This is a genomic window from Nitrosovibrio sp. Nv6, assembly GCF_900110495.1.
Lineage (GTDB): Bacteria > Pseudomonadota > Gammaproteobacteria > Burkholderiales > Nitrosomonadaceae > Nitrosospira.
Genome location: NZ_FODX01000001.1, coordinates 605,958 through 618,546, shown reverse-complemented (window position 1 = coordinate 618,546; position 12,589 = coordinate 605,958). Strand labels below are relative to the sequence as shown.

Genomic DNA, 12,589 nt, shown 5'->3' with positions numbered 1-12,589 from the left:
ACAGCGCCAACGATGGAAATTGTTATGGGCGAGTCACACACAGACCTTTGCAGTCAAGTCCATCCTTGGTGGGATCGCAGTTATCGGCGGGATCGTCTACACATACCATGCCGCCGATACACGCAATTCTGGTGGGTCCGCCGCAGGGTTGCTTGACTTTACTCTCCCCTGATCCTGCCACGCAATTCCCGGGACAGTTCAAGCCCTCCTTGGTGGGGTCGCACTTGTCCGCAGGATCATCAACACACGACATGCCCACAGGGCATTTTATGACACTAGGCCCGCCGCAAGGCGCCTGTTTCGTCTTGCCAGATTTTGCAGGCGAGTCTGAGCTTGAAGTATACGGATCAGGCATACTTTCCTGTGCGTGAACGGCTCCGACTGAACCGACAGTGAAGCCAACAGTAAAGGCAAGCACTGCTATCGATCTGGCCGCGATGCTAAAAGTCGAATAATGTTTCATAGATAACTCCAATCGAAGTAAAAAGAAAGTGATGGGCGGTAAGAAATTTCCTTCCTCTTGTTGGAACTGACCTCTATTTTTTTACTTGATGCGGAATAAAAATTGGAATAGCTCCAAAGCAATTTTAGGAATGAGAAGCTGAACGATTCTGTGCGATGGCGCACTGACGCCCCGTATCAAGGGAGGTTTGAGGGTTATATTGGGGAATGCGGGAAGCTGGAAGCCAATTTCAAATGAACAACTGAAAATCGTGCGACTGAAATCGTCCAGAAAAGTAAGGAAATCAAGGACGAGGGATGCCCAGCGGGGATGCGTAGCGGCTTCTTGCACGTAAAGGCGCGGAAGCGGTATAAGAGACTATATCGTCTGGCTAGGGGTTGATTTCGGTGGATTCGACTTTGCGGATGCTGGAGAATTCGAAGCTTCTACGGTATTAACGTTATAGTCGCAGAACTTAGAGATATTGTTGTGGTCGGGTATATTTACGGCGGCACAACGGGACTCGCCGAAGTTGGAATTGCTTGACAGGCTATTATGTTGGCAGCATTACCGCATGAATGACGACTGGAATAACAAGGAACTGAAAGCTTCTGTTGAAGCTTATGTCGAGATGCAGCGTAACGAGCGCGCTGGTCAGCTCATTGTAAAGAAGCAGTACTACAACAAGCTGGCGCAGAGGTTCGGCCGAAGCGAGAAGGCGTTCGAGCGCGGGATGCAAAACATTTCCTACGTGCTCTCGCTCATGGGGCGCAGCTGGCTGACAGGTGTCAGACCCGCAAAAAACGTTGATGCTGACGTTGCGGACCAGATCGAAAGATTACTGGCAAAACTCGAAGGCCAAAAGGCGGTGACGCGGACTGCCTTCGGGATCGCTGTTCGAGAGGAAGCCCGGCAAAAGAACCTTTCCAAGCCAAACGGCAATCCCAGCCCGAAATTCAGGCGCGTAATGATTACTCAATTCCAGCGGGAAGCGGCCGTTGAAGCCTGGGTTTTACAACAAGCAGCGGGAATTTGTGAATGCTGCGAGAAACCCGCACCGTTTAATGGTGCTGACGGTCTCCCCTATCTGGAACTGCATTATGTTCGGCAATTGACGGAAGGTGGACCGGACGCCGTGTCCAATGCGGTTGCGCTGTGTCCCAATTGTCATCGCGAAATACATTATGGTCTCAATGCTCAGGCATTGTCAGCCTGGTTATACGATAACATTGCAAGGTTGATTCGAGATTAGCCAAAATGGGGTTGCGTTTCACTCGACTATCTGCTGAATTCCATATAGAAAGCGGCTTGTGAAGGATAGCTAAAAGCGTAGTGAAACCCTCACTAAAGCGTAGCGAAGCCGTCAAGATCCTTATCAACACGATATTAATCAGAGGGAACACCAGGCGCAATTACGGAGCAAGGGTGGTTGAAAGGGATGATGCGAGGGAATAAGCCAACTGATGGTTGCATTCATTCATGCATCATGCTGAAAACCGCATAGAAGTCTTAGTGTTCATGAAGCTAACAGATTCGAAGGACAATTGATGCTCTGGCAAGCACTGACGGCAGCACGCGATCTCGGACGTCTGCACGAGATTGCCTCGATCCTGATCCGCCACGGTTTTGGCGATATGGTACGCAGAATGGGGCTCGCCAACGTGCTGGAGACAGCCGGCCGCGCATTGCACTGGAGTGAGCCGGGAGAATTGGCTCAGCTCGAAACGCATGCCCGAGTCCGGCGAGCGCTGGAGGAAATGGGACCCACTTTCGTCAAGCTGGGTCAGATACTCGCCACGCGAGTCGATCTCTTCGATCCCGAGTGGATTGTCGAATTCAGCAAGCTCCAGGACAGCACGCCGCCTTCTCCTTATCCCGAGATCCATCGGCAGCTTACAGAAGACCTCGGTGCTCCGCCCGAAGAGGTATTTACTGCGTTCGATCCAGATCCGCTGGCAGCGGGATCCATAGCCCAGGTGCACCGCGCGCGCCTCGAAGATGGCAGCGAGGTAGTGGTCAAGGTGCGGCGGCCGGGTGTCCGAACGGTCGTCGAAGCTGACCTGCGATGGCTTTCAAAGCTCGCGGAAGTCCTTGAAACGGGAAACTCCGAATTGAGCCATTTTCACTGGCAGGAAGTGGTCGGGCAGTTTACGCAGTCCCTGCGGCGCGAGCTTGATTTTGGAGCCGAATGCCGGAACGCGGAACGGATCGCCGCCAATTTTGAGGGGTATTCAGATTCAGCTTTTTCACCTCAGTCACCCCATCAGCCTCATGATCATGCCGCTGAAGCACTTGCGACTGGCCAGTCCTTCGCGTCTTCGATCATTGTTATTCCCAAAGTCTATTGGCGATGGACATCTGAGCGTGTGTGCGTGCAGGAATATATCAACGGTATCCCTGGTCGTGACCTTGCCGCTGTTGATCGGGCTGGCCTTGATCGCAAGGTTCTGGCCCGCCGCGGCGTCGCCGCGGTAATCAAGATGATCACTATCGACGGATTCTTTCACGCGGATCCCCATCCCGGAAACGTATTTTATCTCTCCGGCAACCGCATCGCTTTTATCGATTTCGGAATGGTCGGGAGACTTACCGAGGATCGGCGCCACCAATTGATCCTGCTTCTATTGGGACTCGTGGAGCAGGAAGCGCCGCGTGTCACCGATGTACTGCTCGGCTGGACCGGCGATGACGAAGTAAACGAGAAGAGGCTGACGGCGGAAATCCAGACGTTCGTCGATCAGTACGTAGGCGTACCGTTAAAACAAATCAAGCTTGGCGACATGCTCGCCGATCTTGTGGGCATCCTGCGCGGGCATCGGCTTCATTTGCCCTCCGATCTTGCGCTCTTTTTCAAAGCCTTTATTTCGCTCGAAGGCATGGGGCGGGAGCTCGATCCAAATCTTGATATTGCCGGGGAGGCGTTGCCCCTGCTGGGGGATGCCCTGCGCGCCCATTATGCGCCGTCCGTTGTTACCAAGCGAGGCTTGCGAGTCGCGTCTGATCTGACGAGCCTGGTTGCGGACTTGCCTCGCGATCTTTCCAAATTGGTGCGGGCTGCGCGGCAAGGCAAACTGGATCTTCACATTGAGCTTGCGCAACTCAAATATTTGGGCGATCAGCTGGGCGGCGCGGCCAATCGGCTGGTGATTGGCATTGTCGTCGCGGCCATTATCGTCGGCTCATCCATTATCATGATGGTGTCGGGTGGACCCACTTTGTTGGGACTGCCGCTGTTCGGGCTGATCGGCTATTTATGCGCAACGGTCGGAGGGGTATGGCTGATGCTTTCCATTTCGCGAAGCAACAAGGCTGATCGGCAAAAAAAGCCTTGAACAGGCTCCCCGCGACCCGCTTGGCAGAGTTGATCATCCTGACGGCTGGGCCGATTCCCATGATCATATTGAATCCGCAAATTTTTTATTGCGAGAATATACGATATGATTTACCCTCGAATTTAATTTGTAGCGATATAGCAGTAACGTGGTAGTACGAGCTGAGCCAGAGGACCTGTCAATGTAATTTTCATTCGCCTCATTTTGCTGATTTCTCTTACCTAAGGATATCCAATGACAAAAAAAATTAACTTGTTGATAGCGGGGGTTTTGAGTTCCATAGCATCGGTTTCTGCATACGCAGCCCCAGTCGCCACACCGGGAACAGAAGGTCTGCCGATTTTTGCAAGTGCAACTGATCCATTGGTGGCGACCTACCAGGGAAATTCCGAGGGCACTGTCTATAGTAATGATATCTATCTCATGCTGAACTCCTCAGGCCAAGTGGGGAATGATGGCAATCCGTCCAACGATTTGTTGGTGTTTAATAGTAATTCTTCTTCGGTGGGCGAAACTAAAAACCTGGGACCCTTCGCCAGCGGAACGGAACTGATGTTTCGTTTACATGTCACCAATACCGGCCATGATTTCTTTACCGGGCCCGCCTCAACCAACCCGGATGGGCAATTTCACGCAAGAGTTGAGCAGAATTGGCTTCCGAATACAGCCCTGATCAGCTTCGAAGATTTACACGACACTACCGGGAATTCCAGCATGTTCAACGACCTGAGTTTTTCCCTGACCAGCACTGCCACCGTTGCAGCCGCCGTACCGGAACCTGAAGCTTATGCGATGATGTTAGCGGGTCTTGGGTTGGTAAGTGTGGTAATCAGGCGCCGTAAAAAAGGATGATCTTGTCGACGAATGATAAACTGCTTACAGGGCTTTGATAACTCAGTGTTACTAAGCTAAAAAGGGCTTCCTGATGGAAGCCCTTTTTAGCTAGCTCAATCTTTGATCCCGGCTGCTGCGGCATCGCCCACATTTTTCTTGACCTGCTCTGTGGTATCGGCTATCACGGCATCGGGTGCGTTTTTCTTGACCGATTCGATCCCATTGTCCCGAGCTGATTCCGATTCATAAGACTCACTGGTGCCGATTATCTGATTATTACCAGATTTAAGATTAAACCTGTGTTTTCCACTTTCCGTTGTTTTGCGCTCATATCGAGCGTCATCGGGAGCGTTTTTTTTAACGGATTCTATTCCGTTATTGCAACCGGATTTGGTCTTGTAGCCTTCGCTTGCAAGAATGATCTGGCCGTTGCTCGCTCTTAGCCTGAACCTGAACTCGCCCGCTTTATCTTTATAAATCTCGAATTTTCCAGCCATTTTCAAAATCCCCTCTTGTGTAGTAAAACGATATGATTTTTAACTGCTTCTTTTTAAACGACGGAATAAGGAGGAACTCTAACTAATAACAACAGAGAAAGCAACGCAGGGCGATTAGGCATGGTTGACACTTATTCAGAGATTCCTGAGTTCACGTACGATATCTTGCAGCGCCTTTCTAAAATCCGGGTCCAGCAAATGACGGATTTTTAACGCGACAATGAGTTGATTGTCATCCCTCGTCCTGCTCCAGGCCTCCATCTGCAAGCTTTTCTCTATAGCTTCCGCACGCTTGGCATCGGAAAGATAAAAAAAATCGCAGCAGCATTTCCGCCCTGAATCTGAAGCAGGAGGAGTCCGACAGGATACGCAGGCGGCGAAGATCGCGGGCGAGGGGGTTGCGAAGGGTTTGAATCCAAGCTTCACCGTATTTGCAGCCGAGTATTCGTTAGCCGGTTTTACGCCGGTAATCAATGTTGCATAGCTTTTATTCGCGCTGCTATCCTCGCTTTTATCTGGAACCTGGCCGAGCGTCGCGGCGCAAATCCTTATTTGCAGAAGGAGCGTTTGCAATCCATAACCGCGCCACTCTTTCTTGACATAACACATCCCCAGTTCTTTTTCGGTCGGGTCTGCGAGATCAAAAGCGCCTGCACCGGCCATGAAATTCCCGACAGCGTTTTCGACAATAAAAAAGAGCCCGTTCTCGACGGCTGCCTTGAACTGATCATAAGGCCGCGATAGGAGATTTGCTGATTCTTCCAGCGGCAAATTTCGAATTGCTTCGCTGTATTCAGCCAATATGCGTTCAACATCGGCAAGGCCAGCCGCCCGGACGATTGCATGGGTTATCGTCAATATATTCTCGCTCCTATCACGCTTTTGCGTTGTCAAGTTACGCCGGATGTTTTTTCCATCGGAATTTGAATGTTCCCCGCATATTTCTGGCGCCACTCACGGTCCACCTGCCATTTGTATCTGTCCCCCACGGCCTCATTTGATGAGAAGACGCTCATTGTCGCTAATGGACAGCGCTATATAGGGGCGGCTTGACGAAAATCAATGCAAGTACATCGAACGGCTTGGTGATCTAATGCAGAGTCAATTCCAGTTATTGATATAACAAGTTGACAAACTGAATAAAATCAAATATAAATAATTCCATTATGCAAATAATATTGCTTGTAGAGATATCATAACTGGAGGAAGTTTAGCAATGGTTACCATAGAGCAGTATCGGCAGATTTGCGCGGAGTGGAATGGCGACTCAGCGGAATTCTCATGGCTTGTCGAGCATGGGGACATTGCCGGCGTCTCTCAACGGGCTATCGCGGACGAATTTGAATTTGCTCCGTCAACGGTTTCCCGGTGGGCGGCAGGCGAAGCGCTTCCTCACAAGCGCATCCAGAAACTGGTGATTGGGGTTCTGGAGAAAAAGGCCCGGCGGCTTGAAAATGCTGCCGCCAAGGCGATTCCGTTACCCCGGAAAATTGCCGGTCAAGAACAGTCTCTTCCGCAGAGCTAACATCCGTGAATTATTTGAGCGAGTTGCTTGCATGCATACATGAACGCATACGAAATCAATTTCGATGGCCTGGTCGGACCGACGCATAACTACAGCGGATTAGCGGTGGGAAACATCGCCGCGGCGGAAAATGCGCTGACTGACTCCAACCCTCGGGAAGCGGCGCTTCAAGGCCTGGCGAAAATGAAGCATCTTTTCGACCTTGGCATCAGACAAGGCGTATTGCCACCACAGGACCGCCCGGCGGTTGGCATACTCAGGAAGCTGGGATTTTCCGGCGACGACGATGCTTCCGTCACCCGTCGGTGCGCCAAGGCCACGCCCGGGCTGCTCCGGGCGTGCTGCTCAGCCTCCAGCATGTGGGTTGCAAATGCTGCTACGGTTTCACCCGGCTCGGATACGGAGAACGGCAAGGTGCACATCACCCCCGCCAATCTTCCCTCGCAAATCCATCGAAGCATCGAGCCGCCGGCCACTGCCGCGATTCTGAAGCGGGTTTTCTGCGATGAGCGATACTTCGAACACCATGATCCTCTGCCGCCGAATCTGTATTTTGCGGATGAGGGGGCAGCCAATCATATGCGCTTGTGTTCAGATCATGGCGAGGCTGGTTTGGAGATTTTCGTATTCGGCCGCTCCGCGAATTTAGCCCACGATGTGAAACCGTTGAAGTTTCCCGCGCGCCAATCGTTGGAAGCGAGTGAGGCGATTTGCAGGCTCCATCAGATCAGGCATGGAAAAACACTTTTCGTACAACAGAATCCGGCTGCCATTGATGCCGGCGCATTTCACAATGACGTGCTTGCAGTGGCGAATTGCAATGTGCTGCTCTATCACGAGGCGGCATTCCGTGATTGGCGGGAGATGGAAGAAAGAATAACAAGGCGTTGCGATTATCCGATCCATTTCATAAGGGCCGGGGAATCTGATATTGCTCTTGCCGAGGCAGTAAGCACTTATCTGTTTAACAGTCAGTTAATCAGTCTTCCCCATGGGGGCATGATGATCCTGGCGCCTTCCGAATGTCAGGAATCGGATCCGGCAAGGGTATTTCTTGAACGCATCATACAGGACACGGCCAATCCCATTACCGCGGTGGAATACGTAAACCTGCGCCAAAGCATGAAAAACGGCGGCGGACCGGCTTGCCTGCGGTTGCGCGTCGTGCTTACAGAGCCGGAATTCCAGTCGGTACGTGAGAACAGCAGGACTATTCTCGATCAGGATCTCTACAATGAGCTTAAAGGGTGGATCGAGAAACATTATCGTGAACGTATCTCGCCATCGGATTTGGCCGATCCGTTACTCCTGCGGGAGAGCCGCGCTGCACTGGAGGAACTCACGAATATACTGGCGATAGGGTCCATATATGACTTTCAGAAGCAATAATCTGTTGTCATAACTGGAGTTGTGCTATACGGAAGGTTAAGGGCCGTTTTTTCTCGCCCAACTGACCAGTTCAACAATGAATCTTTCATCCAGAGAGGAATTTATGACAATCACACTTAATCACACTATTGTGCCTTCTCATGACAAGGTTGAATCCGCAAAATTCTATTCCAGAATATTCGGTTTCGAGTACGTCGGCGAGTTTTCCCATTTCACCGTGGTAAAGGTAAACGATACGCTTTCCCTGGATTTCGATAACAGAGAAAAATTCGATTCCCTTCACTATGCATTTAAAGTAACGGAACCGGAATTCGACCAGATATTCGAGCGGCTGAAAGCGGAGAATATCAAATACGGCAGCGGCCCCTTCAATCCGGAGAACATGAGCATCAACCATAACGATGGCGGGCGAGGCGTCTATTTTCGCGACCCTAGCGGACACCTTCTGGAAATGCTGACCGTAGATTATAAAATTTCATGACAAAAGTGTAACGAACTATTCACCCGCATATTGCGTTATCATAAATGATACCGATGTCTGCGCCCCGATAATTGTTATGCTTCAGGAAAACAATCTATTCCGACAACAATCCCATGAAAAATAGCCGATGGATTGCGGCGGTGTTCATGATTGCAACGCTCGTTGGCTGCGGCAGCGTGCCGGAAAGGGGTGCGCCAAAGGTCGTGTATGTGCCCGGCGCAAAGGTAGATCTGGCTGATACCTCGTTGGTGAAGGAAACCTTGTATCACCAGTATAACCAATGGAAAAATACAAGATACCGGATGGGCGGCTTAAGCAGAAATGGCATTGATTGTTCCGGTTTCGTTCATGTCACATTCAAGACGAAGTTCGGCGTTGTACTGCCGCGATCGACAGAGTTCCAGGCCCAATTGGGCGAGACGATAGCCAAAGATCAGTTACGGGCAGGCGATCTGGTTTTTTTCAAGACCGGCATGAAGGACAGACATGTAGGCGTCTATCTGGAGGATGGCAGATTTCTTCATGCCTCAACCAGCCACGGCGTTACAATTTCCGGATTGAATGAAAGCTACTGGAAGTCCACCTATTGGAAGGCGAAGCGGCTGGATATCTGATCGTTATGCTCCCTGATTATCCGTGGCTCATAGACAGGGATTATTGATGCACCTGAGAAAAAACAAGCCCTAAGCGAGCTCATGCTGCCCTGCACAACGCTGGCCGGCACTGCCGTCCTCTGCACCAACGGCAGGGTGTGCTGACACCGGTGGCGCAGTAATCCGGCACCGAACACTACGCGATCAACATATCGGCCGGCGTCCATATCCAAAGGGTTCTGCACACGCCCTGTGAGCACGTTCGCCCCCTCAAAGATTCCAGCTTTACACGAGAATGATTCGGATTTACAATTTGAATTCCCGTACTCACTGTAGGGATTGATCCCCGCACGCAGAATCAACCACCGCGCCAGCCAGCCATCGCCAGCCAGTGCTCTTCCAAGAAAAACCAAGAAAAAAAGGAAAACATTGTGCCGCGCAAGATTACTTCTGCTCTCCGCTCTTCCTGCACCCCTGAAATGCGCTTCAAGCCGCTGGCCTTTGCCATGCGCATGGCCTTCGCTGCCCTATTGATCGCTGGATTCATCGATCATGTTCATGCGCAAACTACACCACAGGCAAAACCAAAGGAAGAACCTCAGGAAAAACAAGAGGCCGCCAAAGACGCGACGATACTCCCTGAGGTGAAAGTCAGTGCGGAACGCCCTGATGCGCTTCCGCAGCCCTATGCTGGCGGACACGTTGCGCGCGGTGGACGGCTCGGGTTGCTCGGCAATACCGATCTCATGAAGGCGCCTTTCAGCATCAGCAGCTATACGTCGCAGATGGTCCGGGACCAGCACGCAATTACGGCGGCCGACCTCTTGTCCAGAGATCCTTCAGTTCGCTCTACGGGCCAGAGGGGCGGTGTCGTCGATTCTTTCTATATTCGTGGCTTTCCGATCGGCGAAGGCAACATTGGAGAACTCGCCTTCGACGGGCAGTACGGGGTAGCGCCCAATTACCGGGTATTTACCGATTACGCCGAACGCGTCGAGGTGATCAAGGGACCTGCCGCCCTGCTTTACGGCATGTCCCCGAACAGCGGCGTAGGCGGCGTCATCAATATCGTTCCAAAGCGCGCATCTCCAACCGACCTGACCCGGCTCACGGGCAACTACCTGTCGAACACGCAAGGAGGCGGCCATCTCGATGTCAGCAGACGGTTTGGTGCGGATCGCCAGTTCGGCATTCGGCTCAACGGTAGTCATCACCAGGGTAATACGATGCTGGACAACCAGTTCCGCCAGGCAGATGTCGGTGCCGTGGCGCTCGACTATCAGGGCGAAAGGTTTCGCGCGACGTTTGACGCCCTTGGGCAGTATGAGCGGTTCAAGGCTCCACAGCGCCCGTTCCTGGTTGCCGCAGGCCTTGACGTGCCCTCCGCCCCTGATGGCAGGCGTAACGTAACTCAGCCTTGGGGCCGGTCGACGATCGAGGATGTGTCGCTCTTGGCCAAGGCGGAATACGACATCTCGGACTCGCTGACACTGTTCGGCAGTGTCGGCGGCTCCCAATCGTGGGTGGATCGGCTCTCGGATCAGACGCCTACGATCCAGAATGCCGCCGGCGATACCAGGTCAACGCCGATGCACTTCAGGTTCGGCGTCAACCGCTCCAGCGCGGACGGGGGGCTGCGCGCCCGCTTCAATACCGGCCCCATTCGCCACACCATGATGCTTCAGGGCAGCGGTTATCGTGATCGTCTGGATCGAGGTTCCACTACTGGTACGGCAGTGTTGTCGAACATGTATTCCCCAATCGAGCGTCCCGGCCAAGACTTGGCCAGGCCTGGCCTGATGAAAGTTTCGGAGACAGAATTCTACGGAGGCGCATTAACCGATGTCCTGTCTATCGCCGACGAGCGCGTGCTGCTTACGCTCGGCGTGCGCCTGCAGCAGATCAGCTCGGACAACTTCGGTCCAACGGGCGCCGTCACTTCTTCCTATGACAAGGGCGCCATCACGCCGCTGGCCGGTCTGGTCGTCAGGCCCTGGAAAAATGTCTCGGTCTACGCCAACCGCATGGAAGGGCTAAGCAAGGGCGACATTGCGCCACAGGTCGCAGCCAATGCCGGCCAGATCTTCGCGCCCTACAAAACCGAGCAGGTCGAAGTCGGCGTCAAGATTGATCATGGCAGCCTGATCACTACACTTAGTCTCTTCGAGATCAAAAGGCCTAGCGGCCAGCTCACGGGCAATGTCTTTGCCGTGGATAGTGAGCAGCGCAACCGTGGCCTGGAACTCTCCCTGTTCGGCGAACCCCTATCAGGTCTTCGGCTGCTGGGCGGCGCGACGCTGTTCGATGCCGAATTGACGAAGACCAACAGCGCGGCCACGGTGGGCAACAAGCCGGTCGGCGTGCCGACATTGCAAGCCAATCTGAGCACCGAATGGGATGTGCGGTGGCTGCCCGGATTCACCTTGACCGGACATCTTATCCATACCGGCAAACGATATATCGACCAGGCGAATACGCAAAGCGTGCCTTCCTGGACAACATTTGACTTTGGCGCGCGCTACACTACCAAGGTGGCCGGAAAATCGACCACCATCCGGGGCAATGTACTTAATGCATTCGATACCAACCACTGGTCAGGTGTGGCCTCTTTCGGCACTTTATCGCTAGGCATGCCGCGCACCTTGCTGGTATCCGCCACGATTGACTTTTGAGTCGTGCGGGGACCAGCATAGCAGATTCGTCTATTCATCACCTCACATGCTCCCAAGGACAACATTCTGGGGCGAGAAATGCGAGTTGCACCAGAAATCGATTTGAGGCCAGCGAAACGGGAAGCGCCAATGAAGCTGGTGCGGTCTGGGCTCACCAGCGCCTGGCTGGCGCAACTTACACAGATCGTGTTGCTGGCAAGTACAGGAATGCGGAACAAGAACACCACGCCTGAACTGTTAGCGCGTGTGCAACGCGTTTGTTGTCGAATCAGGATTCAATTGGCGTTTTTTCCCCTGCAGCATGTGAGCGGATTGCCCTGCCCGGCTGGATACAGTTGACTCAGAACGGTAATAAGTCCAAGCCAAGCACTTTGCTCGAATGAATATAGCCAAATACATTTTGGCAGTCTCCGGTATGGATAAGCGGTCAAAAAATATCGGCAGATGATATTATTCGGGCAGGAAGTCTAAAGAAATTTCTGAATAACTCCCCCTGAAGCGCACATTGCGACAGCTCCAGAACTTTCAGAGATTTTCATCCCACGCCTGAAACTCTGCCTGATCTCTGGAAATGTATCATCTACCGGATTGAGGAAGTGAAATCCAGGCTGTGGCGGAGGGTTGCGGAAGTCCGAAAATTCCTGACGTTGCCCGTTATTCGCAGGTACCGGCTATTTGCCTAGCCCGTCGGGAAGCCGGGGATGCCACAAGTTTTAAATTTTAACTGCTTAAACTCGGGTTACACATATCGCTCATCCCCGATCTGCCCGGCTCCTCCGTATCCGACCGCTTTTTTCGTATGTGAGCTTGCCCCGCCGAATCGC

General features: G+C 52.6%; 11 protein-coding genes. 8 read left to right on the top strand and 3 right to left on the bottom strand.

Annotation, left to right across the window (positions count from 1 at the left end; all coding sequences use genetic code 11):
• Window positions 1-22: 22 nt before the first annotated feature.
• Window positions 23-463, bottom strand: a complete 441-nt coding sequence (locus tag BMX66_RS15270) for a hypothetical protein (RefSeq protein ID WP_143058186.1) — start codon at window positions 461-463, stop codon at window positions 23-25.
• Window positions 464-1,016: 553 nt separating this feature from the next.
• Between BMX66_RS15270 and BMX66_RS02965 the strand changes: the two genes are divergently transcribed.
• The 3 genes from BMX66_RS02965 (at window position 1,017) to BMX66_RS02955 (ending at window position 4,626) form a co-directional block, all read left to right on the top strand.
• The gene (locus BMX66_RS02965) at window positions 1,017-1,694 is read left to right on the top strand and encodes an HNH endonuclease (RefSeq protein ID WP_090878215.1); all 678 of its coding nucleotides are present in this window, start codon (window positions 1,017-1,019) and stop codon (window positions 1,692-1,694) included.
• 295 nt (window positions 1,695-1,989) lie between these two features.
• On the top strand, window positions 1,990-3,774 hold the full coding sequence (locus tag BMX66_RS02960; RefSeq protein WP_090878213.1) for an ABC1 kinase family protein: 1,785 nt from the start codon (window positions 1,990-1,992) through the stop codon (window positions 3,772-3,774).
• A gap of 234 nt (window positions 3,775-4,008) precedes the next feature.
• Complete coding sequence (locus BMX66_RS02955) at window positions 4,009-4,626, top strand: PEP-CTERM sorting domain-containing protein (RefSeq protein WP_090878210.1); 618 nt, start codon at window positions 4,009-4,011, stop codon at window positions 4,624-4,626.
• A 95-nt stretch (window positions 4,627-4,721) separates the two neighbouring features.
• Here BMX66_RS02955 and BMX66_RS02950 read toward each other — a convergent pair whose 3' ends face one another.
• Window positions 4,722-5,105, bottom strand: coding sequence for a YegP family protein (locus BMX66_RS02950; RefSeq protein WP_090878208.1), 384 nt, complete (start codon window positions 5,103-5,105; stop codon window positions 4,722-4,724).
• Window positions 5,106-5,240: 135 nt separating this feature from the next.
• Window positions 5,241-5,963, bottom strand: a complete 723-nt coding sequence (locus BMX66_RS02945) for a GNAT family N-acetyltransferase (protein WP_143058185.1) — start codon at window positions 5,961-5,963, stop codon at window positions 5,241-5,243.
• Between the two features lie 358 nt (window positions 5,964-6,321).
• Here BMX66_RS02945 and BMX66_RS02940 point away from each other — a divergent pair, with 358 nt between their 5' ends.
• From BMX66_RS02940 to BMX66_RS02920, 5 genes are all read left to right on the top strand, one after another.
• Entirely contained in the window at window positions 6,322-6,630 is a 309-nt protein-coding gene (locus BMX66_RS02940) for a hypothetical protein (RefSeq protein WP_090878204.1), read from the top strand.
• Between the two features lie 39 nt (window positions 6,631-6,669).
• The gene (astB, locus tag BMX66_RS02935) at window positions 6,670-8,019 is read left to right on the top strand and encodes an N-succinylarginine dihydrolase (protein WP_090878202.1); all 1,350 of its coding nucleotides are present in this window, start codon (window positions 6,670-6,672) and stop codon (window positions 8,017-8,019) included.
• Window positions 8,020-8,122: 103 nt separating this feature from the next.
• Window positions 8,123-8,500, top strand: a complete 378-nt coding sequence (locus BMX66_RS02930; RefSeq protein ID WP_090878200.1) for a VOC family protein — start codon at window positions 8,123-8,125, stop codon at window positions 8,498-8,500.
• Window positions 8,501-8,613: 113 nt separating this feature from the next.
• Complete coding sequence (locus tag BMX66_RS02925) at window positions 8,614-9,114, top strand: NlpC/P60 family protein (protein ID WP_090878198.1); 501 nt, start codon at window positions 8,614-8,616, stop codon at window positions 9,112-9,114.
• Between the two features lie 410 nt (window positions 9,115-9,524).
• Window positions 9,525-11,765, top strand: coding sequence for a TonB-dependent receptor (locus BMX66_RS02920; protein ID WP_255398783.1), 2,241 nt, complete (start codon window positions 9,525-9,527; stop codon window positions 11,763-11,765).
• Window positions 11,766-12,589 lie beyond the last annotated feature (824 nt).

Bases quoted from the DNA above. Each gene is read 5' to 3' on its own strand.
- BMX66_RS15270 (WP_143058186.1), bottom strand. From the start codon at position 463: ATGAAACATTATTCGACTTTTAGCATCGCGGCCAGATCGATAGCAGTG.
- BMX66_RS02965 (WP_090878215.1), top strand. From the start codon at position 1,017: ATGAATGACGACTGGAATAACAAGGAACTGAAAGCTTCTGTTGAAGCT.
- BMX66_RS02960 (WP_090878213.1), top strand. From the start codon at position 1,990: ATGCTCTGGCAAGCACTGACGGCAGCACGCGATCTCGGACGTCTGCAC.
- BMX66_RS02955 (WP_090878210.1), top strand. From the start codon at position 4,009: ATGACAAAAAAAATTAACTTGTTGATAGCGGGGGTTTTGAGTTCCATA.
- BMX66_RS02950 (WP_090878208.1), bottom strand. From the start codon at position 5,105: ATGGCTGGAAAATTCGAGATTTATAAAGATAAAGCGGGCGAGTTCAGG.
- BMX66_RS02940 (WP_090878204.1), top strand. From the start codon at position 6,322: ATGGTTACCATAGAGCAGTATCGGCAGATTTGCGCGGAGTGGAATGGC.
- astB (WP_090878202.1), top strand. From the start codon at position 6,670: ATGAACGCATACGAAATCAATTTCGATGGCCTGGTCGGACCGACGCAT.
- BMX66_RS02930 (WP_090878200.1), top strand. From the start codon at position 8,123: ATGACAATCACACTTAATCACACTATTGTGCCTTCTCATGACAAGGTT.
- BMX66_RS02925 (WP_090878198.1), top strand. From the start codon at position 8,614: ATGAAAAATAGCCGATGGATTGCGGCGGTGTTCATGATTGCAACGCTC.